The organism is Kingella oralis (assembly GCF_014054985.1).
Classification (GTDB): Bacteria; Pseudomonadota; Gammaproteobacteria; order Burkholderiales; family Neisseriaceae; genus Kingella_B; species Kingella_B oralis.
This window is the reverse complement of record NZ_CP059569.1, coordinates 2,210,767-2,237,750: the sequence shown is the minus strand read 5'-3', so window position 1 is coordinate 2,237,750 and position 26,984 is coordinate 2,210,767. Positions and strand designations below refer to the sequence as shown.

The window sequence follows — 26,984 nt, the reverse complement described above, 5'->3', positions numbered from 1 at the left end:
TTATCCAAAATTATCCAAAAGAGGCGATTAGTCGGGTGATGTCGTTGAAAAAGGCCAGAATCATCATGGCGAGCATAGCGGAAATGCCAAAGCGTAAGCCCCATTCTTGGGCGCGTTTGCTGATGGGTCGCCCAATCAAAAGCTCAATAGTATAGTAAACAAAATGCCCGCCGTCTAACACGGGAATCGGCAGCAGGTTCATCACGCCAAGGCTGATGCTCACCAGCGCGAGAAATTCCACATAAGGCTGCCAGCCGATTTGTGCGGTTTTGCCCGCCACTTCGGCGATGGTAATCGGGCCTGAAATATGCGCCAGCGAGGCGTTGCCTGTGAGCAATTTGCCGAAGAAAGATAGTGTCATGCCGGAATAATTAACGGTTTTGTTCCAGCTAAGCTGCATGGCTTCGGCGAAGCTGGGGGTGTAGTGGTGGCGGACTTTGTTGTCCCATGCGGCATCGCTTTGTGGCAGCACGCCGATTTTGCCCTCGGCGGTGGGGGTGATGGTGGTGCTGTATGCTTTGCCTTGGCGGATGTATTGGAGTTTCAGGCTGCGGCTGGGGTTTTCGCGGATGATTTTGCTCCACGCTTCCCATGTGGGCATGGCTTGGTTGTTGATGGCGATGATTTGGTCGTCTTTTTGCAAGCCTGCGCGTTGCGCGGGGGTGTTGGGGCGCACTTCGCCGATGCTGTTGCTCACTTTAACGGGCGAAATGCCCAGCCCGATTTTACGCTTGGCGACATCGTTGGCTTGCTGCGTGCCTGCTGCATTGACGATGCGGTTTTCAGGCTGCCCTTGCGCGTTTTCCACTTGCACGTTGATTTTGCCTGTTTCTAAATCCAGCACGATTTCGGTGTAGGCATCGGAAAAATTGTTTACGGGCTTGCCGTTTACGCTGATGATTTTGTCGCCTTGTTGAAAGCCTGCTTGCGCGGCGATGCTGGCGGGCTCTACCGTGCCCACATAGGGGCGAACTTGGGTGATGCCGCCCACGCCAAAGCTAAACCAATACAGCAACACGGCTAAAATCAGATTGGTGAACGGCCCTGCCAGCACCACGGCGATGCGTTTGAGCGGGTGTTGTTTGTCAAAGGCAACGGGCAAATCTTCGGCGGCGACTTCGCCTTCGCGCGTGTCCACCATTTTCACATAGCCGCCGATGGGAAAGGGGGCGAGACACCATTCAATATTGCGCCAGCGTTTGGTGTAAAACGGCTTGCCCATGCCCACGGAAAAGCGCAGCACTTTGATGCCACACAGCCGCGCCACGACAAGATGCCCGAGTTCGTGCAGGCTAACGAGTAAAACGATGGCGACAATAAATGCGGCAAGCATGTGCAAAGCGGATAAAACGGTGGACAAGGCGGCGCTCCGTGTGAATGGGGTTGGAAAAACGGGGCTAGCATAGCAGTTTTGGTTTATTTGATAAAGAGTTAGATGATAAAGAGTTAGATAGATTGTGGCAGCCTGAAAAGCCATAATGGCGCAAGAATGATACGGCTTGGCCGCCCGTTATCTATAATATCAGCCGCCGCGCCCCCGTTTCAGGCTACCCTAATTTTCTGCTAATTATCTCCTGCTACAATCCATCCGAAAACCACCCGCCCAAACCCAAAGGACATCCCATGCGCATTTTGCTTGTTGAAGACGACTCCATGATTGCCCAAGCTGTTGTCGGCAGCCTGAAAGACGACGGCTACGCGGTGGATTGGGTGAACAATGGCAACACCGCCGAAACCACCCTCGCCGGCCAAAACTACGACATCATCCTGCTGGATTTGGGGCTGCCCGGGCAAGACGGCATCCAAGTGCTGCAACACACCCGCGCGCTTCGCAACGCCACGCCGATTCTCATCCTCACCGCCCGCGACGACATCCAAAGCCGCCTTGCAGGGCTAGATGGCGGCGCGGATGATTACATCATCAAACCCTTTATCATGGCGGAACTTAAAGCCCGCATCCGCGCCATCCTGCGCCGCCACGCAGGGCAAGCCAGCCCGCTGTTGCGCAACGGCAGCATTCAGCTTAACCCGCAAACCTACCAAGCCACGCTGGAAGGGCAGCCTGAAAACATCCTATTGAGCCAAAAAGAATTCGCCGTACTCCAAGCCCTAATTAGTCGCGCAGGCATCATCCATTCCCGCAGCGAGCTGGAAGACAAAATCTACGGCTGGGGCGAAGAAGTGGAAAGCAACGCCATCGATTTCCTGATTCACAGCCTGCGCAAAAAAATCGGCAAAGAGCATATTAAAAACATACGCGGCGTGGGCTGGATGATGCCCAAAGCTGAGTAATCCACTCAAACCAATTTCAGGCTGCCTCATATTCCAAGGCAGCCTGAAATGCTGTAAACAAATATTCGCCAGAACGCGCGTCTTGCCGCGCACCACGCTTCCCACAGCCCACCCATCGCACACCCAAAAGGCAGCCTGAAAATGACCCGCATCAAACACTCTCTCCAACTGCAACTTAGCCTCACCATCACCGCCCTGCTGCTGTTCATCGCTTTGGTTTCAGGCAGCCTCTCGTTCTACGAGACCTACCACCAAACCCACAAAATCCAAGACGACCTACTGCGCCAAATCGCCGCCTACATCAACCCCAGCCAACCCCTGCCCAAATCGCAAAAAAGCAAAAACGACGCGCGCATCCACATCCGCACCAGCACCCAACAAGCGCCCGACAAAAAAGCCCTGCCCGAAGCCAGCCACCTGCCCGACGGCTTCCACACCCTCACCGAAGCCGACGGCGACGACACCTACCGCGTCTACACCACCACCACTGAGCAAGGCAAAATCATCATCTATCAAGAAAACGAATACCGCGACGACCTAGCCCAAAGCATCGCATGGCACAGCACCGCGCCCATCCTAGCCACCATCCCGCTTGCCATCGCCCTGCTGATTGGGCAAATCCGCCGCGCCCTGCGCCCCCTGCGCCAACAATCGCAAGAATTGCAACACCGCCAAGCCACCAATCTCGCCCCGCTCAACCCCCAGCAAGCCCCCAGCGAAATCCAAGGCTTCATCCACGCCATCAACCAACTGCTCCACCGCACCCACCAAGCCATGCAACAGCAGCAACGCTTTATCGCCGATGCCGCCCACGAACTGCGCACCCCCACCACCGCCCTCAGCCTACAAGCCGAACGCCTAGCCGAACACAACCTCCCGCCCGAACTCCAAGCCCAAATAGGCAGCCTGAAAACCACCATCGCCCGCAGCCACCAACTGCAAGAACAACTGCTCACCCTCGCCCGCAGCCAAGCCAGCCCCGAGCCCGCCCAGCCCGCCCCTGCCACCCCAATTCAACCCATCTTCCAACGCATCATCCAAGACCTGCACCCCCTAGCCCAAGCCAAAAACCAAGATATCGGCGTAACCACCAGCGAAAACCCCAGCCTGCCCGTCAGCGAAATAGACCTATACACCCTTGTCAAAACCCTTGCCGACAACGCCATCCGCTACACCCCAAGAAGCAGCCAAATAGACCTATCCACCCAAAGCCAGCAGGGCAGCACCACCATCATCATAGAAGACAACGGCAACGGCATCCCCCCCGCCGAACGCCAGCGCGTATTTGACCCCTTCTACCGCATCCTCGGCAGCGACGAACAAGGCACAGGGCTCGGGCTGTCCATCGCCCAAACCATCGCTCAACGCCACGGCGGCAGCATCGCCCTGCACGACAGCCAAAACTTCCCCACAGGCTTGCGCGTAGAAATTACCTTGCCTAACCACCCATAGCGTTTTCAGGCTGCCTATACCGCACCCAAAGGCAGCCTGAAACCTTTGCCAACCCCATAACCAACGTAGCACAGGCGGCGTACCAACATCTCGCTTAATCAGTAAAACCCTATTGAATAAACCATTTGGCAACAAGCCATCGTTGCTCCATTTCAAATTTCAGGCTGCCTCAATCCCCAGCAAAAGCAAAAATCTTTTGACAAAACAACCCAATATTGCCATAATTCGCCGCTTTCCACGTTCCGCCCCTTAGCGGAACTTTTCATTAACCCAATTCTTACGGAGTTGAGCATGTACGCGGTCATAAAAACTGGCGGTAAACAATACAAAGTTACCGTTGGCGAAAAATTGAAAGTAGAACAGATACCAGCCGAACTCGACAGCCAAATCGAACTAGAAGTTCTGATGATTGCTGACGGCGATAAACTAAAACTAGGCGAAGAAGCCGCCAAAGCCAAAGTGGTAGCCAAAGTGGTTGCCCACGGTCGCGGCGAAAAAGTCCGCATTTTCAAAATGCGCCGCCGCAAACACTATCAAAAACGTCAAGGCCATCGCCAAAATTTCACCCAAATTGAAATTTTGTCCATCGCCTAAACCAATCTAATCAGGAGTAACCAACATGGCTAGTAAAAAAGCAGGCGGTAGCACCCGCAACGGACGCGATTCAGAAGCCAAACGCCTAGGCGTAAAAGCCTACGGCAACGAGCTGATTCCCGCAGGTTCCATCATCGTGCGCCAACGTGGCACCAAATTCCACGCAGGCGAAAACGTAGGCATGGGCAAAGATCATACCTTATTTGCCAAAGTGGACGGTTATGTAGAATTTGCCACCAAAGGCGCGTTGAACCGCAAAACCGTGAGCGTTCGCCCCTACGAAGGCGCAGAAAACTAATCCGGTTTTCGCCAAGCAAACCCTGTTGTGCCGCAACGGGGTTTTTCAATTTTCAGGCTGCCTCTGCTGCGCGAGCAAAAGGCAGCCTGAAAAGCCGATAACTGCTATAATCGCCCCTTTTCCCAACCACACGCATTCGCACGAAAGCTGCAAGTCATGCTGCACACCATTCCCTATTTTCAACAAAATTTGGAAACAGATTTAAGCCGCGTAAACGTGGTCATCAACCGCGCGGTGCAATCCGAAGTTGCCCTGATTTCGCAAATCGGCACCTACATCATCAGCGCAGGCGGCAAGCGGCTACGCCCCATTCTCACCATTTTGGCGGGCAAATGCTTGGGCTGCGACAGCGACAAACTGTATTCCCTCGCCGCCATGGTAGAATTTATCCACACCTCCACGCTGTTGCACGACGATGTGGTGGACGAAAGCGAACTGCGGCGCGGGCGCAAAACCGCCAACAATCTGTTTGGCAACGCCGCCGCCGTGTTGGTGGGCGATTTTTTATACACGCGCGCGTTTCAGCTGATGGTGGGTTCGGGCAGCCTGAAAATCCTAGAAGTGATGGCAGAAGCCACCAACATCATCGCCGAGGGCGAAGTGATGCAGCTAATGAACATCGGCAACACCGAAATCAGCGAAACTGAGTATTTGCAAGTCATCCAATACAAAACTGCCAAGCTGTTTGAAGCCGCCGCGCAAGTGGGCGCAATCCTAGCAGGCGCAACGAGCGGGCAAGAGCAAGCCCTGAAAGACTACGGCGCGCACATCGGCACCGCGTTCCAAATCATTGACGACGTGTTGGATTATTCGGGCAGCGTGGAGCAAATCGGCAAAAATGTCGGCGACGATTTAGCCGAAGGCAAGCCTACCTTGCCGCTGATTTACCTGATGCGGCAAGGCAGCGAAGAAGCCGCCCGTGATGTGCGCCACGCCTTGCAACACGCCGACCGCAGTTATTTTGAAACCATACACAATCATGTAATGCAATCGGGTGCGCTGGATTATTGCGTGCAGCAAGCCCGGCACGCAGCGGATAAAGCCATTTTGGCATTGCAAATGCTGCCTGAAAACGAAGTTACCCACGCCATGCGCGAACTGGCGGAACAATCCCTATCGCGCATCGCATAAAGCTCCGCTCGCCGTAGTTCAACGGATAGAACGTATGCCTCCTAAGCGTAAAATACAGGTTCGATTCCTGTCGGCGGGACACAAAAAAGGCAGCCCGAAATTAATTTTCAGGCTGCCTTAAACATATTTTGGCAGAGGGGATGGGATTCGAACCCACGATACGCTATTAACGTATACACACTTTCCAGGCGTGCGACTTAAACCACTCATCCACCCCTCTGTTGAAGTGAAGGGCGCGATTATACGCATAAATAAACAACATAACAAGCAAGCAGAAGCGATTTAGAATAGACAAATTAAAAATATTAAGTTATCTTAACGTTTTAAATTTTTGGTCAACAGAAAGAAAATTATGAAGGCATTGGCATTAACATTGGTTGCCGTGGCAGCCCTTAGCGCCTGTTCTGGCACAAGCACAAAAGTAGCCAAAGATGGCACAGCAAGCGAATTAAGCTGGCCTAATCCGACCAGCACATCTTTCAATAAAGATCGCGGCACCTATCCCAATTTGGAAAACCTCAGCAAAATTCGCTCAGGCATGTCAAAAGACGAATTGTACGACTTAATCGGGCGCCCGCAGTTCACCGAAGGCTTCCGTGTGCGCGAATGGAACTATCTGTTCCACTTCAACACACCCGGGCAAGGCACGCAAGGCGTAACAACCTGCCAATACAAAGTGCTGTTTGATAGCAAAAAATACGCCCGCAGTTTCCACTGGCGCGCAGTAGATCCTGTTGATGCTGTTTGTCCGCCTCCTGCCCCCGCTCCTGTTGTTCAACAAGCTGAACCTCAAGTGATTGTCCGTGAAATTGTGCAAACGCCCGCAAGAATCCGTCAATAACGCAATTATCGGCTTTGTTTTGTCTTTGCTGTTGTTCTCCTATGCGCAAGCCGAGGATAACATTGAGCAATATAAACAAAGCCGAAGAGTTGTTGTGGATACGAAAAAAGCAGAATTATGTTTTGCTGATACGCAAGATTGCCATAAAGTGCTTATTGGAAAAACAACCCCGAAAGGCGTTTTTCCATTAACACTTTACGCGACTGCAAAGAAAGGATACGGCGGAGAAATTATTGGATTCAAAGAAGAAAAAGACTTTCTGTTTGCATTGCATCGTGTATGGCTAGGAAAGCCATCGGAACGCAGGCAAGAAAGAATCGTATCCGATAAAGTGTCAGACCGTATCATGACAAATGGCTGCATTAATGTTAGCGATGCAGTTTATGAGAAATTACGAGAGTACTTTGTGCTTGAAGTGATTTGATAGTAAGGCAGCCTGAAAACCCCACTCCCCCCAATTTCATGCTGTCCGCACACCACCCCACAACCTATTACCATTGATTGCGAGCAAGTGCATCCGAACAAAAAACTATTATTGCGCAATCATTTGACCGTTTTACAGAAACATTTTCTGTTGTGGGGATTGACAATATTGGTTTGTGTGCGTATAGTTCGCATCTTTCGCTGCTACGGCAGTCAAAGCTTCTGTAAAGAAGCTTAAGTTTTGTTCTTTAAGAAGACAGATTACCGATAAGTGTGAGTGCCTGATGGTCTCACACTGCGACAAAAACAGACAAGAAGGATTAATGATGATTTAGGCTTTTAGTTTGAATTGTTATTGATTGCCTTGTCAGTTTCTTTGAAGCAGACCAGAATAAAGTAAGTTAGAGATTAAACATAAGAGTTTGATCCTGGCTCAGATTGAACGCTGGCGGCATGCTTTACACATGCAAGTCGAACGGCAGCACGAAAGAGCTTGCTCTTTTGGTGGCGAGTGGCGAACGGGTGAGTAATGCATCGGAACGTACCGAGTAATGGGGGATAACTATCCGAAAGGATAGCTAATACCGCATACGCTTTGAGAAGGAAAGTGGGGGCTCTTCGGACCTCACGTTATTCGAGCGGCCGATGTCTGATTAGCTAGTTGGTGGGGTAAAGGCCTACCAAGGCGACGATCAGTAGCGGGTCTGAGAGGATGATCCGCCACACTGGGACTGAGACACGGCCCAGACTCCTACGGGAGGCAGCAGTGGGGAATTTTGGACAATGGGCGCAAGCCTGATCCAGCCATGCCGCGTGTCTGAAGAAGGCCTTCGGGTTGTAAAGGACTTTTGTTAGGGAAGAAAAGGATAGTGTTAATACCATTATCTGCTGACGGTACCTAAAGAATAAGCACCGGCTAACTACGTGCCAGCAGCCGCGGTAATACGTAGGGTGCGAGCGTTAATCGGAATTACTGGGCGTAAAGCGAGCGCAGACGGTTTATTAAGCAAGATGTGAAATCCCCGAGCTTAACTTGGGAACTGCGTTTTGAACTGGTAAGCTAGAGTATGTCAGAGGGGGGTAGAATTCCACGTGTAGCAGTGAAATGCGTAGAGATGTGGAGGAATACCGATGGCGAAGGCAGCCCCCTGGGATAATACTGACGTTCATGCTCGAAAGCGTGGGTAGCAAACAGGATTAGATACCCTGGTAGTCCACGCCCTAAACGATGTCAATTAGCTGTTGGGCAACATGATTGCTTAGTAGCGTAGCTAACGCGTGAAATTGACCGCCTGGGGAGTACGGTCGCAAGATTAAAACTCAAAGGAATTGACGGGGACCCGCACAAGCGGTGGATGATGTGGATTAATTCGATGCAACGCGAAGAACCTTACCTGGTCTTGACATGTACGGAATCTTCCAGAGACGGAAGAGTGCCTTCGGGAGCCGTAACACAGGTGCTGCATGGCTGTCGTCAGCTCGTGTCGTGAGATGTTGGGTTAAGTCCCGCAACGAGCGCAACCCTTGTCATTAGTTGCCACCATTCAGTTGGGCACTCTAATGAGACTGCCGGTGACAAACCGGAGGAAGGTGGGGATGACGTCAAGTCCTCATGGCCCTTATGACCAGGGCTTCACACGTCATACAATGGTCGGTACAGAGGGTAGCCAAGCCGCGAGGTGGAGCCAATCTCAGAAAACCGATCGTAGTCCGGATTGCACTCTGCAACTCGAGTGCATGAAGTCGGAATCGCTAGTAATCGCAGGTCAGCATACTGCGGTGAATACGTTCCCGGGTCTTGTACACACCGCCCGTCACACCATGGGAGTGGGGGATACCAGAAGTAGGTAGGCTAACCGCAAGGAGGCCGCTTACCACGGTATGTTTCATGACTGGGGTGAAGTCGTAACAAGGTAGCCGTAGGGGAACCTGCGGCTGGATCACCTCCTTTCTAGAGAAAAAGAGACGATTAGGCACTCACACTTATCGGTAAACTGTACATAAAGATGCGACACATAGGGTTTGTAGCTCAGGTGGTTAGAGCACACGCTTGATAAGCGTGGGGTCGTAGGTTCAAGTCCTACCAGACCCACCAAGAGAAGCAAGCCGCAAGTAAAAAACCTCATGAGAGGAAAAGAGAATACTGGGGGCATAGCTCAGTTGGTAGAGCACCTGCTTTGCAAGCAGGGGGTCATCGGTTCGATCCCGTTTGCCTCCACCAAGATTTCCCAAATCAAAGCAGCCTGAAAGCATGTTAGGCTATTTTAATTTGCGAAAACAACGCATCGATCTTTAACAAATTGGAAAGCCGAAATCAACAAACAAAGACAAAAGTTTGGATTGGTTTGAAATGCTGGTGCAACAGCATTTCAGGCAGCCTGAAATGCCATTTAACGCAAGTTAAAAAGCAAACAGGCAAAAAAGAAACAAACAAAAGAATTTGGGTGATGATTGTATCGACTTAATCCTGAAACACAAAAGGCAGGATTAAGACACAACAAAGCAGTAAGCTTTATCAAAGTAGGGAATCTAAGTTATAGCGGTAGTCAACGCTGGTTATAACGAAGTCAAAAGGTTCTTCAAATGATAGAGTCAAGTGAATAAGTGCATCAGGTGGATGCCTTGGCGATGATAGGCGACGAAGGACGTGTAAGCCTGCGAAAAGCATCGGAGAGCTGGCAATAAAGCAATGACCCGGTGATGTCCGAATGGGGAAACCCACTTAGTTTACTAAGTATCCTTGTCTGAATACATAGGACAAGAGAAGCGAACCCGGAGAACTGAACCATCTAAGTACCCGGAGGAAAAGAAATCAACCGAGATTCCGCAAGTAGTGGCGAGCGAACGCGGAGGAGCCTGTATAAGATAGCCAAACTGTTAGAAGAAGGAATTGGAAACTTCTGCCATAGTGGGTGATAGCCCCGTATTCGAAAACAGATTGGTGGTACTAGGTATACGACAAGTAGGGCGGGACACGAGAAATCCTGTCTGAAGATGGGGGGACCATCCTCCAAGGCTAAATACTCATCATCGACCGATAGTGAACCAGTACCGTGAGGGAAAGGCGAAAAGAACCCCGGGAGGGGAGTGAAATAGAACCTGAAACCTGATGCATACATACAGTGGGAGCGGAATAATTCCGTGACTGCGTACCTTTTGTATAATGGGTCAACGACTTACATTCAGTAGCGAGCTTAACCGGATAGGGGAGGCGTAGGGAAACCGAGTCTTAATAGGGCGACATAGTTGCTGGGTGTAGACCCGAAACCGAGTGATCTATCCATGGCCAGGATGAAGGTGCCGTAACAGGTACTGGAGGTCCGAACCCACGCATGTTGCAAAATGCGGGGATGAGCTGTGGATAGGGGTGAAAGGCTAAACAAACTCGGAGATAGCTGGTTCTCCCCGAAAACTATTTAGGTAGTGCCTCGAGTATGAGACTGATGGGGGTAAAGCACTGTTATGGCTAGGGGGTTATTGCAACTTACCAACCCATGGCAAACTAAGAATACCATCAAGTTGCTCCTCGGGAGACAGACATCGGGTGCTAACGTCCGGTGTCAAGAGGGAAACAACCCAGACCGCCAGCTAAGGTCCCAAATGACAGATTAAGTGGTAAACGAAGTGGGAAGGCACAGACAGCCAGGATGTTGGCTTAGAAGCAGCCATCATTTAAAGAAAGCGTAATAGCTCACTGGTCGAGTCTTCCTGCGCGGAAGATGTAACGGGGCTCAAATCTGTAACCGAAGCTGCGGATGCACTTTTAGTGCATGGTAGGGGAGCGTTCTGTAGGCCTGAGAAGGTGTATCGTAAGGTATGCTGGAGGTATCAGAAGTGCGAATGTTGACATGAGTAGCGATAAAGCGGGTGAAAAGCCCGCTCGCCGAAAGCCCAAGGTTTCCTACGCAACGTTCATCGGCGTAGGGTGAGTCGGCCCCTAAGGCGAGGCAGAGATGCGTAGTCGATGGGAAACGGGTTAATATTCCCGTACTTGATTCAAATGCGATGTGGGGACGGAGAAGGTTATGCTGGCAATCTGTTGGAATAGATTGTTTAAGCCGGTAGGTAGAAGGAGTAGGCAAATCCGCTTCTTTAATATCGAGACGTGATGACGAGTGTCTACGGACATGAAGCAGCAAATACCACGCTTCCAGGAAAAGCCACTAAGCTTCAGTTTGAATTGAACCGTACCGCAAACCGACACAGGTGGGCAGGATGAGAATTCTAAGGCGCTTGAGAGAACTCGGGAGAAGGAACTCGGCAAATTGATACCGTAACTTCGGGAGAAGGTATGCCCTCTAATGTAAAGGACTTGCTCCGGAAGCATCTGAGGGTCGCAGAGAATCGGTGGCTGCGACTGTTTATTAAAAACACAGCACTCTGCTAACACGAAAGTGGACGTATAGAGTGTGACGCCTGCCCGGTGCTGGAAGGTTAATTGAAGATGTTAGCGCATCGGATCGAAGCCCCAGTAAACGGCGGCCGTAACTATAACGGTCCTAAGGTAGCGAAATTCCTTGTCGGGTAAGTTCCGACCCGCACGAATGGCGTAACGATGGCCACACTGTCTCCTCCCGAGACTCAGCGAAGTTGAAATGGTTGTGAAGATGCAATCTCCCCGCTGCTAGACGGAAAGACCCCGTGAACCTTTACTGTAGCTTTGCATTGGACTTTGAAGTCACTTGTGTAGGATAGGTGGGAGGCTTAGAAGCAGAAACGCCAGTTTCTGTGGAGCCGTCCTTGAAATACCACCCTGGTGGCTTTGAGGTTCTAACCCAGACCCGTAATCCGGGTCGGGGACCGTGCATGGTAGGCAGTTTGACTGGGGCGGTCTCCTCCCAAAGAGTAACGGAGGAGTTCGAAGGTTACCTAGGTCCGGTCGGAAATCGGACTGATAGTGCAATGGCAAAAGGTAGCTTAACTGCGAGACCGACAAGTCGAGCAGGTGCGAAAGCAGGACATAGTGATCCGGTGGTTCTGAATGGAAGGGCCATCGCTCAACGGATAAAAGGTACTCCGGGGATAACAGGCTGATTCCGCCCAAGAGTCCATATCGACGGCGGAGTTTGGCACCTCGATGTCGGCTCATCACATCCTGGGGCTGTAGTCGGTCCCAAGGGTATGGCTGTTCGCCATTTAAAGTGGTACGTGAGCTGGGTTTAAAACGTCGTGAGACAGTTTGGTCCCTATCTGCAGTGGGCGTTGGAAGTTTGACGGGGGCTGCTCCTAGTACGAGAGGACCGGAGTGGACGAACCTCTGGTGTACCGGTTGTGACGCCAGTCGCATCGCCGGGTAGCTAAGTTCGGAAGAGATAAGCGCTGAAAGCATCTAAGCGCGAAACTCGCCTGAAGATGAGACTTCCCTGAGGATTTAATCCTCCTAAAGAGTCGTTCGAGACCAGGACGTTGATAGGCAGGGTGTGGAAGCACGGTAACGTGTGAAGCTAACCTGTACTAATTGCTCGTGAGGCTTGACTCTATCATTTGAAGAACTTTGCAATAAAACAAAGTGAAGCAAAGATAAAGCTTACTGATGAATACATTCATCACCGAAATAAGACAAAATAAAGTAATAAATAAAAAGTTGATAAACGGCTTGCCAATTTGACAGTTTATGTTTGGCGACCATAGCGGTTTGGTCCCACTCCTTCCCATCCCGAACAGGACAGTGAAACGAACCAGCGCCGATGATAGTATGGATTCCCATGCGAAAGTAGGTCATCGCCAAACTCCTTATGCAAAACCCCTTTGGTTGCCATCACAGCCAAAGGGGTTTAGTCTTGGGGGCTGTTTGATTTTATTTGTTACAGCAGCCTGTAAGTGAAATATATTTGCTACGGTGCAATGATTGGCTTGCATAATGCATACTTTGAAAATAGAATGCGGCTTTTGTTTTAAATCACTTTATGGAGATTTTATCATGTTGAAAAAATTATTCTTGGCTGTGCTGGCTTCGTTGAGCTTTTCTTTTGCGCTGGCTGCGGTTGATTTGAACACGGCAACGGTGGAGCAACTGAGTACGCTGAAAGGCATTAAGGCGAAAAAAGCTACGGCAATTGTGGAATACCGTCAAAAAAATGGTGCGTTCAAATCAGTGGATGATTTGAAAAACGTGCCCGGTATCGGGCAAAAAACAGTGGATAAGTTGAGAAGCGAATTGACGGTGGGCGCTGCTGCGCCTGCCGCCCAACCCAAAGCGGCCCCCAAACCTGCTGCGTCTAAGGCTGATAAGACTAATAAGGCTGATGCCGCTAAGTGATTGGGAATAACGATAAAAACCGCCATGACTTAATGTCGCGGCGGTTTTGTTACTGGAAATGAAAAAATATAACTGTTATAATCCACAAGCTTTCACTTTGGAAGCGTTTTTATTTTTCAACGCTCGCATCGCACAAAAAAGGGTGCTTGTTTTCAGGTTCTAGTGTGTGATGTTTGCTTTAACCCTTTAAAGGAATATTATGTCTCAAGTTACTATGCGCCAGATGATTGAAGCTGGCGTTCACTTTGGCCACCAAACCCGTTATTGGAATCCCAAAATGGCGCAGTACATTTTTGGTGCGCGCAATAAGATTCACATCATCAATTTGGAAAAAACGGTTCCGTTGTTCCAAGAAGCGCAAGAAGTTGTGCGCCGTTTGGTTGCGAATAAAGGTACGGTTTTGTTTGTGGGTACGAAACGCCAAGCCCGTGAAATCATTAAAGAAGAAGCGCAGCGCGCAGGCATGCCTTATGTGGACTATCGTTGGTTGGGCGGTATGCTGACTAACTATAAAACAGTAAAACAATCTATCAAACGTTTGGAAGAAAAAACAGCAATTTTGGCTAATGCTGAGAGCAGCGGCTACAACAAAAAAGAATTGCTGGATATGACACGCGAAGTAGAAAAACTGGAACGTTCTTTGGGCGGCATTAAAGAGATGAAAGGTTTGCCTGACGCGATTTTTGTGATTGATACGGGCTACCAACATGGTACTTTGGTTGAGGCAGCTAAATTGGGCATTCCCGTAATTGCGGTTGTGGATAGCAATAACAGCCCTGATTTGGTGCAATATGTTATCCCTGGTAACGATGACTCTGCAAAAGCGATTCGCTTGTATTGCCGTGGTATCGCCGATGCGGTATTGGAAGGCAAAAACCAAGCCGTTGCGGAAACGGTTGCTGCGGCTCAAGCTGCTGCGGCTGCTTAATTATTGATTGTTGATTTCAGGCTGCCTGAATATTTAGGCAGCCTGAAAATTAGTTATAGAGATTGGAGAAACTCATGGCAGAAATTACTGCAAAAATGGTTGCGGATTTGCGCGCGGCTACTGGCTTGGGCATGATGGAATGCAAAAAAGCCTTGGTTGAAGCGGAAGGCAACATGGAAAAAGCGGAAGAAATCTTGCGTATTAAATCGGGTGCGAAAGCGGGTAAATTGGCCGGCCGCACTGCAGCGGAAGGCGTGTTGGCCTTTGCGATTGAAGGCAACGTGGGCGCTTTGGTTGAAGTGAACTGCGAAACAGACTTTGTTGCCAAAGACGCGGGTTTTGTGGCGTTTGCTAACTTTGTAGCCAAAATGGCTGCCGAGAAAAAACCGGCTACGGTTGAAGAGTTGAGCGCGTTGGTTGAAGAAGAGCGCAAAGCGGTGATTGCCAAGCTGGGCGAAAATATGTCGGTTCGCCGCTTTCAAGTGATTGAAACGGCTAATAATCTGGTGGCTTACATTCACGGCGCTTTGGCAACCGAAGGCGTTTTGGTTGAATACAAAGGCGTGGAAGACGTGGCGCGCAAAGTGGGCATGCACATCGTGGCGGCAAAACCGCAATGCGTGAGCGAAGACCAAGTGGATGCGGCTTTGGTGGAAAAAGAACGCCATATTTACACCGAGCAAGCGATTGCTTCCGGCAAACCTGCTGAAATCGCGGCGAAAATGGTTGAAGGGCGCATCAAAAAATACTTGGCCGAGGTTACTTTGAACGGTCAGGCGTTTGTGATGAATCCCGACCAAACCGTGGCGCAATTCTTGAAAGAGAACGGTTCGGAAGTGGTTTCTTTCGTTCGCTATAAAGTGGGCGACGGTATTGAGAAAAAAGAAGTGGATTACGCGGCGGAAGTGGCTGCGGCTGCAAAAGTGTAAGTTTGCTTCTGATGTGAAAAGCACTCATCTTGCGATGGGTGCTTTTTGTTTTTGGCTTCGCGGCCTTGCTTCGCTACGCAGGTTGAAACCTTTGCAAAAACCCTGAGGCAGCCTGAAATCTAAAATGGAGCGGCGACGGCTTGCTGCCAAAAGATTTCAGGCTGCCTATGTGGATAACTTTGTGGGTAATCATTTGATGCGCTGGTAGCGCCCGCCTGCCATGCTGGCTACGATGCCGTCCAGCTCCCATTCGGTGAGCTGGGCGTAGATGTCGGCGGCGGGTTGTTCTGTTTGTTCGGCTAGGGTGTCGGGGTGGATGGGGTCGTAGCCCATTTTGGTAAGCAAAGGGTGTTCGTTGGTGGATTCGGGTTCGGGCGAGGGTGTCGTTGTGGGTAACTCTGTGGATAAGGGCTGGGATAAGGTGGGCTTGGGTTTAGCGGCGTGGGTTTTGGGTTTCAGGCTGCTGGGGGCGATGCGGGCGGGGTAGGAGAGTTCGTCCACAATGTCCATAAGGTTTTCAACGAGTTTTGCGCCTTCTTTGATGAGTTTGTGGCAGCCTTTGGCGTGTGGATTGTCAATTGAGCCTGGTATTGCCATCACGTCGCGCCCCATTTCGCTGGCGAGGCGGGCGGTGATGAGTGAGCCGCTTTCTAGCGCGGCTTCTACCACCAGCACGGCTTGGCTTTGCGCGGCGATGATTCGGTTGCGGCGGGGGAAGTTGCCTGCCAGCGGGCGGGTGTCCAGCGGAAATTCGGAGACGATGAGACCTTGCTCGGCGATTTGATGTGCAAGGGCGCGGTTGCTGGCGGGATAGATGCGGTCGATGCCTGTGCCCCAAACGGCGATGGTGCCGGCTTTGCCTTTGAGCGCGCCTTGGTGGGCGGCGGTGTCGATGCCTGCTGCCATGCCTGATATAACGGTGATGCCGTATTCGCTGAGGGCTTGCCCGAAATCGTGGGCGATGCGCATGGCTTGCGGGGTGGCGTGGCGGCTGCCCACGATGGCAATGCTGGGTTTGTGCAGCCATTCGGGGTTGCCGCGCAGAAACAATACGGGCGGCGCGGTGATGCCTTCGGCGAGCATGGCGGGGTAATCGCTGTCGCACGAGAGCATCAGGCGGCAGCCGGGTTGTTGCTCCCATTGCAGCGCGGCTTCGGCGGCGGCGCGGGCGAGGCTTGTGTTGTGCCATTCGCGGGCGGTGTGTTTGGCTTGCTTGCCCAGTTGCGCGATGACTTCGGCGGGCGCTTGCAAGGCTGCGCTGGCGGTGCCGTACATTTGTAAGAGAAGCGCGAAACTTTCCGCGCCGATGTGGGGCGTGAAAGCGAGTTGTAGCCATGCTTGGCGTTCGGATTCGGTCATGGGGTGTCCTTTTGTGGAAAGCGGGCGGGCAGGTTTCATATTCAGGGCAGCCTGAAATTTGGGCTAATCTGGTTGGCAAGGTTGGCTATTTTACAGGCAGATTTCGGGTAGAATGCCGGTTTTTTCAGGCTGCCTGAAAATCACAGCCAGCCTCGTCAATCTCTCCAATCAGGAAAACGCATGCAGATTACCCGCCTGAAACCCGCCAACATTGAAGCCATTATTGAACACCTGATTTTCCGCATCCGTGCCAGCAATCGTGCGCACAACGCCGCCTGCTCCTTCGGCTGGCTGTTTGTGCACGGCTTTGAAGAAGGCGCGTCGTTTGAATTTGGTGCAGGCGCAGCGGTAAGCGACCCGCAGTTGCTGCTGGAATATGAAATAGGCGGCGAAATTTGGGACTATGCCGACGCTTATGAAAACGAGGATGACGATGAAGTCCCCGGCGAGCGCGAGCTGGAAGGCGTGTACGAATGGAGCGAAGCCGACTGGCGGCTGGCAGCGGGCGAAGAAAGCGGTCAAATTGCCCTGCAATTTGGCGATTGGCAGATTGTTTCCGATGGCAAAGAGTGGCAAACCATCGGCTTCACGGCGGAAAATGAAGAGGACAACGTGTTCAGCCAACACGTTTACCGCCACATCCTCGCCGAAGCCGCCCGTCGCTATCCAAGCGAAATCCAAGGCTTCGTGTTGGAAATGCACGACAGCGCGCTGCCCAGAGAATGGGTGGATGCGCAGACGCAGGCAGCCTGAAAACTGCATAGAGTGGCTGAAAACCTAACCGCCGCCATGCCCGCGCAGACGGAGATTTTGCAACCGATTCAATCCGCATTTTTTGTTTGCCACGGAGAGTCGCCATGAACACCCTGCCCGATTTCTGCCAAGACTATCTCCACCGCACTTTGCAGCCCGCCGCGTTGTTTACTTGGGATTGCAGCTAAACGCGATGCGCACAGAGGCAGCCTGAAACCCTCATTTCAGGCTGCCTCAACCATATCTGTTATAATTTATAGTGAATTCAATTTGAATGAGTACAAGGCGGCGAGCCGCAGATAGTACAAGTAGTACAGCAAGGCGAGCCAACGCAGTAATCATTCAAATTCAATTCACTATACACTTTCCAAACAAAGGACAACCCCATGAAAACCACCCCCCTTATCCTCGCCCTCATCGCCACCGCCGCCCTATCCGCCTGCACATGGGAAACCTATGCGGGCGACGACGGCAGAACCCACGTTCGCCAAAAATACCCCACCGGCACAGGTGTTTACTACACCAACGGCGCGGCATCGCAAAACACCCTGTACCACAGCGCGCGCCCCGAGCCACACGCCATCTTGCCCAATACAGGCGAATAGTTGTTTACAGGCAAATCATCATTTTCAGGCTGCCTCAGCAAGATAAGGCAGCCTGAAACCATATTGCTTATAGTAAAACCCCACCCCAAAGGAAACCCCATGACCCTAAACATCATCATCCTCGCCGCAGGCAAAGGCACGCGCATGTATTCCCGCCAGCCCAAAGTGTTGCACCCCATCGGCGGCAAACCCATGCTCGCGCACGTTATCCAAACCGCGCAAACGCTCGCCCCGCAAGCCATCCATGTGGTGATTGGGCATGGCAAAGAGCAAGTGAAACAACAGCTTGCCGCTGCCAACGTAAACTGGGTGGAGCAAACCGAGCAGCTTGGCACAGGACACGCCGTCAAAACCGCGCTGCCGCATCTGCCGCCGCATGGGCGCACGCTGGTGCTATACGGCGATGTGCCGCTGATTGATGCCGCAAACTTGCACGCCCTGTTGGATGCCGCAGGCGAGGGCGTAGGCATCCTCACCGACATCATGGACAACCCCGCGGGCTACGGGCGCATCATCCGCAACGAGCGCGGGCAAGTGGTGCAAATCGTAGAAGAAAAAGATGCCACCGCCGCGCAAAAAGCTATCCGCGAAGTGAACACTGGCATTTTTGTGTTGGCCAATCAATATTTGGGCGGCTGGCTGAACGCGCTGCAAAGCAACAACGCGCAGGGCGAATATTATCTGACCGATGTCGTCGCCCTTGCCGTGCGCGATGGCGTTGCCATCACGCCGCAGCCCGTGTCGGCGCATCATCTTGCCGCAGGCGTGAACAACAAAATGCAACTGGCTGAATTGGAACGCATTTTCCAGCAAAACCAAGCGCGGCAACTGCTGCAAAGCGGCGTAACCCTGCTGGACCCCAGCCGCTTTGACCTGCGCGGCAGCCTGAAACACGGGCAAGACGTGCAAATTGACGTGAACTGCGTGTTCACAGGCGATTGCGAATTGGGCGACAACGTAACCATCGGCGCCAACTGCGTGCTACACAACGCCAAAATCGCCGCAGGCACGCGCATCGCCCCGTTCAGCCACTTGGAAGACTGCACCATCGGCGCAAACGCGCAAATCGGTCCGTTCGCCCGCCTGCGCCCCCAAGCCGTGCTGGCGGACGAAGTGCATATCGGCAATTTTGTGGAAGTGAAAAACAGCCAAATCGGGCGCGGCAGCAAAGCCAACCATTTGAGCTACATCGGCGACACCACCATCGGCGAGCAAACCAACATTGGCGCGGGCACAATCACCGCCAATTACGACGGCGTAAACAAACACCAAACCACCATCGGCAACCAAGTGCGCATCGGCTCCAACAGCGTGCTGGTCGCCCCCGTAACCATTGGCGATAAGGCGACCACGGGCGCGGGCAGCGTGATTACCAAAAACTGCGCCGCGGGCAAGCTGGTGATTGCCCGCGCACGCCAGCAAACGGTTGAAGGCTGGGCTCGCCCCGAAAAGCCAGCCAAATTCTAAACCAAAGGCAGCCTGAAAACGTTGCCCAACCCAAAACGAAGCAAGAAATAGCAACCGCCGTCATTCCCGCGCAGGCGGGAATCTTGGCAGAATGCAAGCCATGTATGGTTTTTACAAAGATTGCCGAATGCCAAATAAGATGCCCGCCTGCGCGGGAATGACGGCGGTGGTTATTTTCAGGCGGCTTACCAATAAAGTTTTCAGGCTGCCTCAAAGCCGTGCTATGGCTACGGAATTAGGTAGGGCAGCCTGCGTAGCGAAGCTAAAACGAATTCTCCCCCGTTTCGCTTCATCCATTCACTTTCAGGCTGCCCAAACCCTGCCGCAGATTCAACCGTTGCATGGCGTTGCACCGCCATACCCACGCTTCGCCCGCGCTAAACTTCCGCCGCCCGCGCCATCTCACGCCTTTCCCAATCCAACCACGAAAGCCCCGCCATGCCCGCCATCCAAACCCGCACCTTCCCCAGCCCGCTGGGCAAAATCATTGTCTGTGCCACCGAGCAAGGCTTATGCCTGCTGGAATTCGTTGGCAGCAAACGCATAGAGCGCGAGCAGCAAGATTTGCAACGCCTGCTGCAACGCCCCATCGCCGTCGGCGACAACATCCACTTGCAGCAAACCGAAGCCGAGCTCAACGAATACTTTTCAGGCTGCCGCATCCAATTTAGCGTTGCCCTGCACACGCCCGCCACCCCGTTTCAGGCTGCCGTGTGGCAAGCCCTGCAAACCATTCCCTACGGCAAAACCGTCAGCTACCAAGAACAAGCCAACCGCATCGGCAAGCCCACCGCCGTGCGTGCCGTAGCCAACGCCAACGGCGCAAACCGCGTGTCCATCATCATCCCCTGCCACCGCGTCATCGGCTCGGACGGTAGCCTAACGGGCTACGCAGGCGGCTTGCAGCGCAAACAATGGCTGCTGGCGCACGAACGCGGCGAGTTGCCGAACAGCCAGGATTTGTTTGGCGAGAGTTTGTTTTAGGCAGCCTGAAACCTTTGCAAAACCCCAAAGGCAGCCTGAAATCTAAAATGGAGCGGCGGCGGCTCGCCGCCAAATGGCTACAAACAGAGCATCACGGGTTTACCAAAATGTCGGCGAGCCGCCGACGCTCCATTGGTTACCCGTTTTGCAAAGGTTTCAATCTGTATTCATTATTTGCATAAGCAGCCTGAAACCTTTGCAATAACGCTGAGGCAGCCTGAAATAGCCTAGCCCATTCAAACCATGCCCATTTGCCCCATTTTTGCTTGCGCTGATTAAGACGACTGTTGCAGATGATAGAAAGGCGGATTGAAAAAACGCCTTCGCTAGCGCAGTTCCAACCATTCAACCCAAAGGAAAAATCATGATTCGTATCGTCATTTTGTTTCTTTTAGCCTTTTGGCTCGGTATTGCTTGTTTTGTCATCTTTTTGTCGCCTAAACCTACTAAAAATAAACTGGCTGTACGCATTGTTACCTTATGCTTTTTGATGCTGCCGTTTGGCGGTTGGTGGTTATATCTGACTATTGACGGTTACCGTGCTTATTTAGCAGGCAAGGAAGCCTGCAAGCAAGCCAAAATAACCATTTATGTGCCGTATGAGAAATGGCGCGAAATGGTGGGCGGGCATGAGGCATGGGTAAAACTTGCTGACTATGGAACCAGAACAGTGCGTGAACTTTCCGAAGAAGAAAAGCAGAAATACCCGAGTACTTTTAATTTTAAGGGTGTTGAATATCATCTAGAATATTTAATTCATAAGCGTGTTTTGGTTTATGAATCAGGATATTATAAGTTTAATGATTATGCGAATTTGGATAGCGTTCTTTACTATGATTGGGAAACTAAAACTGTACTGTATCAATACACTCGCTTTCCTAAAAATTACAGTTCAGGGCTAACCGTATCCAATCTACTTGGCATCCGAAGTGGGCATAAAGAATGTGAACCCAAAGAAGAACATGACACGCATGCTTATTATTTTTATCGCAAATAACCTAAGCTAGAAGCGTAAAAAAGGCGCAGCGAAAAACGCCACGCTCTAATGTTTTAACACGATTGCCACTTCCCAAACCCCAATAGGTTTTCAGGCTGCCTAATAACCCATTAGGCAGCCTGAAACGGTATTTGATTGCGGAATAAATCTTGTAGGGCGTGTGGCTTTGCCACGCACTATGAAACATTGGCTAAACGGTGCATGGCGAAGCCGCACACCCTGCTCGTATCGTTTTCAGGCTGCCTAATCCCATCAATCCCGTTTCGCCCGAAAGTGAAACAAATGCTGCGTAACCGCCAGCCATGCGCCCATAATGCCGAGCAAACACACCACCAGCAGCACCACCGTCATTTCCGATGGCGTAAACGTGCGCCATTGCAAATTGATGCCATAGGGCTGGAAGATTTGATTGACCAACGGCTGCGAGGTTTGCATCACCAGCGTGCACAGCCCCAAGCTCATGCCCGATGCCAGCAGGCTTTCCCACGCCGCTTGATACAAAAACGGACGGCGCACAAACGATGAGGGCGCGCCCAACAGCTTGGTGATTTCAATTTCTTCTTTATGCGTCAAAATTTGCAGGCGAATGGTGTTATTGGCAACCAACACAAACGCCAGCCCCAGCGTAACCGCTAAAAACCAAAACACTTTGTTTACCAACTGATTGAATTGATACAAGGTTTGCATCCATTCCTTGTCCATTTGCGCCGATTCCACCATCGGATAATGCGACAAATCTTCTTGCAATGCCGCAATCGCCTGCGGATTGTTTTCTTTCGGCGTAACGATAAACGCATCGGGCAGCGGGTTTTCATCCAGCATCGCGCCAATGTCTTGCCCGCCCATTGCTTGTTGCATTTCCGCCAAGCCTTGCTCCTTGCCCACAAATTTCACCGCTTGCACGCGCTTGTCTTCGGCGAGCAGTTTTTGCACGGTTTCATTGTTAACGGGGCTGGCGGCCGCATCCATATACAGCGTGATGTTGGGTACATCGTTGAGCTTGTCTAACACGTCTTTGCTGCTTTGCACACCCAAATACAGCGTGAGCGGCAGCGTCATGGCAATCGACAGCATCGCCAAAATCAGCAGCGAGGCAATCGGCTGTTTGAAAAAATAGCCTGCGGCGCGTTTCGCGCTTTCGGCGTGTAACGAAAAATAATTGCTGCTCATCCTGCAAACCTCCCGCCTTGTAAACGCAAAATGCGATGCCCGTAATCCTGCATTAGGGTTTCATCGTGCGCCGACACGATTACGGTGGTGCCCACTTGGTGAAACGATTTGAACAATTCCATGATGTCCAGCGCGTAGGCGCGGTCTAGGTTGGCGGAGGGCTCGTCGGCAATCAACAAGCTGGGCTGGTGCACCACGGCGCGGGCGATGCACAGGCGTTGCTGCTCGCCGCCTGATAAGCCGTTGGGGTCAGACAGCTCGCGCCCCGCCAAACCCACTTTTTCAATCGCCACGCGCGCGCGCTTTTCGGCGGATTCGTTGTCGTAGCCGATGATGCGCAAGGGTAGCATCACGTTTTGCAACACATTGCGGTCAAACAGGATTTTGTGGTCTTGGAACACGATGCCGATGTGTTGGCGCATATAGCACAGCTGGTTGTCGCTTAGCTCGCCCAAATCGTGTTTGTTTACTAATACTTTGCCGGTGGTGGGCTTGGTGATGCCCGCAATCAAACGCAACACAGTGGATTTGCCCGCGCCCGAATGCCCTGCAATAAAAATCATCTCGCCCTTGGCGATGGTGAAGCTCACATTCTTTAAGGCTTGGTAGCCGCCGGGATAGGTTTTGGAAACGGATTCAAAACGGATCATTGCGTGTTTTTACTCTTTTGAAATAACGGCGTGATTATACGCGAACAAAGGCAGCCTGAAAAACGTGTGGATAAGTGTGTGGGCAGGGCGTGATTATGCTGTGCATGGATGGTGGATTTTCAGGCTGCATCAGGCTTTGCAAGGGGGTGGGCGAGGTGTGGATAAAGATGTGGGCAACTGTGCTGCGCGTGTTGGCGGGGCGGGGCTGTGTTAAAATGCGCGCCTTTGCATTTATCGCGTTTCAGGCTGCCTTTGGGCAGGGCGGCGCAGCAGGATAGGGCAGCCTGAAAACGAGTTTCGGCGTAGCTAAAACGCGAAACCATCTATCAGCCAACGCATTATCAGAGGCAGCCTGAAAACCGATTTCAGGCTGCCCATCATCAAGGAATAACCATGCTAGACAACCTAACCAACCGATTCTCCAAAGTATTCAAAAACATTCGCGGCAAAGCCACGCTCACCGAAGACAACATCAAAGAAGCGTTACGCGAAGTGCGCCTTGCGCTGCTGGAAGCCGATGTGGCGTTGCCGATTGTGAAAGATTTTGTGAACCAAGTGAAAGAACGCGCGTTGGGACACGAGTTCGCCCACGATTTAACCCCCGACCAAGCCTTTTTCGGCATTGTGAACGAAGCCTTAACCGAGCTGATGGGCAAGGAAAACAGCGCGTTAAACTTGGCTGCCGCGCCGCCTGCCACCGTGCTGATGGCGGGTTTGCAGGGCGCGGGCAAAACCACCACCGTGGGCAAGCTGTCGCGCTTGCTCAAAGAGCAGGATAAGAAAAAGAAAATCTTGCTGGTGTCGGCAGACGTGTATCGCCCCGCCGCGATTGAGCAGTTGAAATTGTTGGCCGAGCAAGTGGGCGTGGATTTTTTCCCGTCCGATGTGTCGCAAAAGCCGGTGGACATCGCCCTTGCCGCGCAGGATTACGCCAAAAAGCATTTTTATGATGTACTGATGGTGGACACCGCAGGGCGTTTGGCGATTGACGAAGAAATGATGAACGAAATCAAGGCAATTCATGCGGCGGTGAACCCTGTGGAAACGCTGTTTGTGGTGGATGCGATGCTGGGGCAGGATGCGGTGAACACCGCGCAGGCGTTTAACGAAGCCTTGCCGCTCACGGGCGTGATTTTGACCAAAATGGATGGCGATTCGCGCGGCGGTGCGGCGTTGTCGGTGCGCCAAGTAACAGGCAAGCCGATTAAGTTTTTGGGGATTGGCGAAAAAATCAACGGTTTGGAGCCGTTTTACCCCGACCGCGTGGCAGGGCGCATTTTGGGCATGGGCGATGTGGTTACCCTGATTGAAGATGTGCAAAAAGGCATTGATGAAGAAGTTGCCGCCGAAATGGCGAAAAAACTGCATCGCGGCAAGGGCTTTGATTTAAACGACTTTAAAGCGCAAATCCAGCAAATGCGCAATATGGGCGGCTTGGAAAGCCTGCTGTCTAAAATGCCAGGCGAATTGGGGCAAGCTGCCAAGCAAATCCCCGAGGGTACGGCAGAAAAAGCGATGGGACACGTGGAAGCCATCATCAATTCTATGACCCCGAAAGAACGCGCCAACCCCGCCATCATCAAAGCCAGCCGCAAAAAACGCATTGCCGCAGGGGCAGGCACCACGGTGCAAGAAGTAAACAAAATGTTGAAGCAGTTTGAGCAATCGCAGCAGATGATGAAGATGTTTAGCGGCAAGGGGTTGGGCAAATTGATGAAATTGGCAGGCGGGATGAAGGGGATGTTTCCCAAGATGTAAGCAAGGCATTGAGGCAGCCTGAAAACGGATGGATTCTGTTTTTAGCTTCGCAACTCCGCTTCGCTACGCAGGCTGCCTATTGATTGAATTGGAATGCAGGTTGCTCGCCCTTTCCCGTTAGGCAGCCTGAAAACACTCAAAGGAAACCCCATGAGCGAAAGCAGCAGAAAAAAAGGCATCATCGCCACCATCGGCGGGCTATGCACCGCCATTGCCGGCACCACCGTTTACCAAGTGGCCGTGGACCAGCTGGTGATACGCCCCGGGCAGCAGGTGCTGACCAAATTTCTGGCGGGGCAATATGAGCACAGCCTGCAAAACGGCATGAGCATGGTGGGCAGCATGATTCAAAACAACCCCGACAGCATTGCCGCCGCCGCCAACGATTTGGCGCAAGCCAATCTGCCGCCCGCCGCCAACATCCAACTGCAATGCCGCCCGTTGGAAGGCGAAGAGGCTTGTTTGCAACGCAACACCGCAGAATTAAAAGCCCGTCTGGGCTGGGAAAAGCAGCAGGCGCGGTTAAAAGCGCTGGATAACGCTTATTCCGCCTGTCGCGACCAAACCGCGCAAAACCCGAAAATCGATTTGGCCGCCCGAGAATTGGTGTATGAAGCCAATATCCGCTGCTTGGTTGCCGATGGCTACGGCAAAGAGCTTAACGCGCTCGCCCAAAACGATGCCAACCTTGCCCAAATCATCGCGCAAACCCAAGACGATTTAACCAACCCGCCCGCCCAAAACAAGGAATAAGCATGAAAAACATTTTATTGATGGCAACCGGCAGCCTGCTGCTTGCCGCCTGCACCAGCACAGCCGACATCAGTGCCAGCCCCGCCTATCGTGCGCAGCTAGAAAAAATTCGCCAAGATTGCGCCCATTATTATTCGGGGCAAGACATGGCAACCGAAGGCAAAATTGCCAACTGCATCAACGCCCGCAAAGCCGGCATTCGGCTGTAATCCCGTTAGCCATAAGTCAAAGGCAGACTTACCCCTTTGTCCAAATCTTTGATTTGGGTATAAAGGGGTATACCGCAGCGCAGCGAAGGTTGAAAACGATTTCCCGTTTTAGCTTCGCAACTCCGCTTTGCTACGCAGGCTGCCTTTCATCCGTTCAATCAATCATCCCGCGCCCCGCACGAAACCGCTTCGTGGCGTTCACTTCGCGCTCCTTCTTTTCCCCTAGCGCATACCAATCCACATGGCGCGTGCAATACATCACCGCAAACAGCGTGGCAAACAGCAGGCAAGAGCCCACCAGCAAGTTATATTCCTGCATCCGCAGCAGCACAAACATCGTGCCATACGCCAAACACAGCAAACCCACCATCAAATTAACCCCCTGCCAATTCGCCAGCACAAACTGCAAATACCACCACAGCAAGCCGATGCACGCCGCCGCGCCCAACACATAAGCCGCCACAAAGCCGATATGCTCCGCAAACGACAACAGCAGCAAATAAAACATCGACAACGCCGAGCCCACTAGCAAATACTGCATCGGATGAATGCGCCAATCCTGCAACACCTCGCTCAAAAAGAACGCGCTAAACACCATAATCACCAACACCATCCCATATTTCATGCTGCGGATAATCATCTGATAATCCAGCGAACCCAGCAGCGCGCTCGAATGATAATAATCCCGCTGCACCGCCAAGCTGTGAATAAACATCAGCACAATAGAAAACACCACGCACAAGCCCAAAATGCTCCATAGCTTATTTGCCATCATCAAACTCCGATACCGCAGCCCGTAATCGTCATTTCAGGCTGCCTTAATTGAACACCCGGCCATTATGCAAAACCAACATCAAAATCTTGTGAACAAGTTATCAAGAATTTATGAAGATTGCGTTGTGAGATAAAATTCCCGCGTTGCACGCATCATAATAGGCAGCCTGAAAACCATTGCAAAGCCAAATCCGCAACCAATGCAGCGTCGGCGGCTTGCCGACATCTTGGCAACCAATAAAGTTTGATTAAATCCGCCATTTAACGACAAGCCCTCACCCCGCCATTCTAGATTTCAGGCTGCCTCAGAAACCCCGCAAAGGTTTTAGCCTGAATCCCCCCGTTCCACTCCATCCCC

At 52.0% G+C, this 26,984-nt stretch carries 23 protein-coding genes, 4 tRNA genes, 3 rRNA genes and 2 pseudogenes; 25 read left to right on the top strand and 7 right to left on the bottom strand.

From position 1 onward, the window contains the following. Positions 1–10: 10 nt before the first annotated feature. Complete coding sequence (rseP, locus tag H3L93_RS12055; RefSeq protein WP_425484988.1) at positions 11–1,339, bottom strand: RIP metalloprotease RseP; 1,329 nt, start codon at positions 1,337–1,339, stop codon at positions 11–13. Positions 1,340–1,623: 284 nt separating this feature from the next. On the opposite strand from rseP, the gene H3L93_RS12050 reads away from it, so the two are divergent. The 6 genes from H3L93_RS12050 to H3L93_RS12025 all read left to right on the top strand — a co-directional run bounded on the left by H3L93_RS12050 (position 1,624) and on the right by H3L93_RS12025 (position 5,846). Beyond that, on the top strand, positions 1,624–2,292 hold the full coding sequence (locus H3L93_RS12050; RefSeq protein WP_003798224.1) for a response regulator: 669 nt from the start codon (positions 1,624–1,626) through the stop codon (positions 2,290–2,292). 141 nt (positions 2,293–2,433) lie between these two features. Further along, positions 2,434–3,744 carry an ATP-binding protein gene (locus H3L93_RS12045; protein ID WP_003798222.1) on the top strand — a complete coding sequence of 437 codons (1,311 nt, stop codon included), beginning with the start codon at positions 2,434–2,436 and terminating at the stop codon, positions 3,742–3,744. Positions 3,745–4,035: 291 nt separating this feature from the next. Next, on the top strand, positions 4,036–4,338 hold the full coding sequence (gene rplU / locus H3L93_RS12040) for a 50S ribosomal protein L21 (RefSeq protein ID WP_003798221.1): 303 nt from the start codon (positions 4,036–4,038) through the stop codon (positions 4,336–4,338). Positions 4,339–4,363: 25 nt separating this feature from the next. Further along, positions 4,364–4,636 carry a 50S ribosomal protein L27 gene (gene rpmA / locus H3L93_RS12035; protein WP_003798220.1) on the top strand — a complete coding sequence of 91 codons (273 nt, stop codon included), beginning with the start codon at positions 4,364–4,366 and terminating at the stop codon, positions 4,634–4,636. A 156-nt stretch (positions 4,637–4,792) separates the two neighbouring features. Then, positions 4,793–5,767, top strand: coding sequence for a polyprenyl synthetase family protein (locus H3L93_RS12030; protein WP_003798218.1), 975 nt, complete (start codon positions 4,793–4,795; stop codon positions 5,765–5,767). Positions 5,768–5,774: 7 nt separating this feature from the next. Continuing rightward, positions 5,775–5,846, top strand: a tRNA-Arg gene (locus H3L93_RS12025). 50 nt (positions 5,847–5,896) lie between these two features. Here H3L93_RS12025 and H3L93_RS12020 read toward each other — a convergent pair. Continuing rightward, positions 5,897–5,987 (bottom strand) — tRNA-Ser (locus H3L93_RS12020). Positions 5,988–6,119: 132 nt separating this feature from the next. On the opposite strand from H3L93_RS12020, the gene H3L93_RS12015 reads away from it, so the two are divergent. The 10 genes from H3L93_RS12015 (at position 6,120) to tsf (ending at position 15,147) form a co-directional block, all read left to right on the top strand. Continuing rightward, on the top strand, positions 6,120–6,608 hold the full coding sequence (locus H3L93_RS12015) for an outer membrane protein assembly factor BamE (protein ID WP_040559059.1): 489 nt from the start codon (positions 6,120–6,122) through the stop codon (positions 6,606–6,608). Positions 6,609–6,633: 25 nt separating this feature from the next. After that, complete coding sequence (locus H3L93_RS12010) at positions 6,634–7,032, top strand: hypothetical protein (protein WP_040559057.1); 399 nt, start codon at positions 6,634–6,636, stop codon at positions 7,030–7,032. A gap of 409 nt (positions 7,033–7,441) precedes the next feature. Next, positions 7,442–8,982: ribosomal RNA gene (locus H3L93_RS12005) — 16S ribosomal RNA — on the top strand. Between the two features lie 67 nt (positions 8,983–9,049). Next, positions 9,050–9,126, top strand: a tRNA-Ile gene (locus H3L93_RS12000). Positions 9,127–9,176: 50 nt separating this feature from the next. Then, positions 9,177–9,252, top strand: a tRNA-Ala gene (locus H3L93_RS11995). A 369-nt stretch (positions 9,253–9,621) separates the two neighbouring features. Beyond that, positions 9,622–12,510 (top strand): 23S ribosomal RNA (locus tag H3L93_RS11990). 138 nt (positions 12,511–12,648) lie between these two features. After that, positions 12,649–12,761, top strand: a 5S ribosomal RNA gene (gene rrf / locus H3L93_RS11985). The 16S, 23S and 5S rRNA genes sit together here with 2 tRNA genes alongside, the layout of an rRNA operon. A 130-nt stretch (positions 12,762–12,891) precedes the next feature. Then, the gene (locus H3L93_RS11980; protein WP_003798210.1) at positions 12,892–13,290 is read left to right on the top strand and encodes a ComEA family DNA-binding protein; all 399 of its coding nucleotides are present in this window, start codon (positions 12,892–12,894) and stop codon (positions 13,288–13,290) included. Between the two features lie 199 nt (positions 13,291–13,489). Continuing rightward, a complete protein-coding gene (gene rpsB / locus H3L93_RS11975; protein WP_040558501.1) occupies positions 13,490–14,218 on the top strand; it encodes a 30S ribosomal protein S2 in 729 nt (242 codons plus the stop codon). Positions 14,219–14,292: 74 nt separating this feature from the next. Further along, on the top strand, positions 14,293–15,147 hold the full coding sequence (gene tsf, locus H3L93_RS11970; RefSeq protein WP_003795802.1) for a translation elongation factor Ts: 855 nt from the start codon (positions 14,293–14,295) through the stop codon (positions 15,145–15,147). A 189-nt stretch (positions 15,148–15,336) separates the two neighbouring features. Here tsf and dprA read toward each other — a convergent pair. Next, positions 15,337–16,317: pseudogene (gene dprA, locus H3L93_RS11965) on the bottom strand (DNA-processing protein DprA); the annotation flags it as partial. Positions 16,318–16,407: 90 nt separating this feature from the next. Beyond that, a pseudogene (locus H3L93_RS13520) lies at positions 16,408–16,506 on the bottom strand (hypothetical protein); the annotation flags it as partial. 180 nt (positions 16,507–16,686) lie between these two features. Here H3L93_RS13520 and H3L93_RS11960 point away from each other — a divergent pair. From H3L93_RS11960 to H3L93_RS11940, 5 genes are all read left to right on the top strand, one after another. Continuing rightward, positions 16,687–17,259, top strand: a complete 573-nt coding sequence (locus H3L93_RS11960; RefSeq protein ID WP_003795806.1) for a hypothetical protein — start codon at positions 16,687–16,689, stop codon at positions 17,257–17,259. A 386-nt stretch (positions 17,260–17,645) separates the two neighbouring features. Next, a complete protein-coding gene (locus H3L93_RS11955) occupies positions 17,646–17,864 on the top strand; it encodes a hypothetical protein (RefSeq protein WP_003795808.1) in 219 nt (72 codons plus the stop codon). A 99-nt stretch (positions 17,865–17,963) separates the two neighbouring features. Continuing rightward, positions 17,964–19,331, top strand: a complete 1,368-nt coding sequence (gene glmU, locus H3L93_RS11950; protein ID WP_003795809.1) for a bifunctional UDP-N-acetylglucosamine diphosphorylase/glucosamine-1-phosphate N-acetyltransferase GlmU — start codon at positions 17,964–17,966, stop codon at positions 19,329–19,331. Positions 19,332–19,769: 438 nt separating this feature from the next. Next, a complete protein-coding gene (locus H3L93_RS11945) occupies positions 19,770–20,315 on the top strand; it encodes a methylated-DNA--[protein]-cysteine S-methyltransferase (protein ID WP_003795812.1) in 546 nt (181 codons plus the stop codon). A 364-nt stretch (positions 20,316–20,679) separates the two neighbouring features. Then, positions 20,680–21,312: a hypothetical protein gene (locus tag H3L93_RS11940; RefSeq protein ID WP_003795819.1), complete on the top strand. Its 633-nt coding sequence runs from the start codon at positions 20,680–20,682 to the stop codon at positions 21,310–21,312. A 252-nt stretch (positions 21,313–21,564) separates the two neighbouring features. Here H3L93_RS11940 and ftsX read toward each other — a convergent pair whose 3' ends face one another. Continuing rightward, positions 21,565–22,482: a permease-like cell division protein FtsX gene (gene ftsX, locus H3L93_RS11935; protein ID WP_003795822.1), complete on the bottom strand. Its 918-nt coding sequence runs from the start codon at positions 22,480–22,482 to the stop codon at positions 21,565–21,567. Beyond that, positions 22,479–23,132 (bottom strand): cell division ATP-binding protein FtsE, encoded by a 654-nt coding sequence (locus H3L93_RS11930; protein WP_003795824.1) that lies wholly within the window; start codon positions 23,130–23,132, stop codon positions 22,479–22,481. Before H3L93_RS11930 ends, ftsX begins: the two co-directional genes overlap by 4 nt. Before the next feature lie 95 nt (positions 23,133–23,227). Between H3L93_RS11930 and H3L93_RS11925 the strand changes: the two genes are divergently transcribed. The 4 genes from H3L93_RS11925 (at position 23,228) to H3L93_RS11910 (ending at position 25,852) form a co-directional block, all read left to right on the top strand. Further along, positions 23,228–23,410 (top strand): hypothetical protein, encoded by a 183-nt coding sequence (locus H3L93_RS11925; protein WP_155803124.1) that lies wholly within the window; start codon positions 23,228–23,230, stop codon positions 23,408–23,410. A gap of 115 nt (positions 23,411–23,525) precedes the next feature. Next, entirely contained in the window at positions 23,526–24,890 is a 1,365-nt protein-coding gene (gene ffh / locus H3L93_RS11920; protein ID WP_003795828.1) for a signal recognition particle protein, read from the top strand. A gap of 150 nt (positions 24,891–25,040) precedes the next feature. Further along, the gene (locus tag H3L93_RS11915; protein ID WP_040558507.1) at positions 25,041–25,643 is read left to right on the top strand and encodes a hypothetical protein; all 603 of its coding nucleotides are present in this window, start codon (positions 25,041–25,043) and stop codon (positions 25,641–25,643) included. A gap of 2 nt (positions 25,644–25,645) precedes the next feature. After that, on the top strand, positions 25,646–25,852 hold the full coding sequence (locus H3L93_RS11910; RefSeq protein ID WP_003795832.1) for a hypothetical protein: 207 nt from the start codon (positions 25,646–25,648) through the stop codon (positions 25,850–25,852). Positions 25,853–26,006: 154 nt separating this feature from the next. Here H3L93_RS11910 and H3L93_RS11905 read toward each other — a convergent pair whose 3' ends face one another. Further along, positions 26,007–26,624 carry an inner membrane CreD family protein gene (locus tag H3L93_RS11905; protein ID WP_155803126.1) on the bottom strand — a complete coding sequence of 206 codons (618 nt, stop codon included), beginning with the start codon at positions 26,622–26,624 and terminating at the stop codon, positions 26,007–26,009. Positions 26,625–26,984 lie beyond the last annotated feature (360 nt).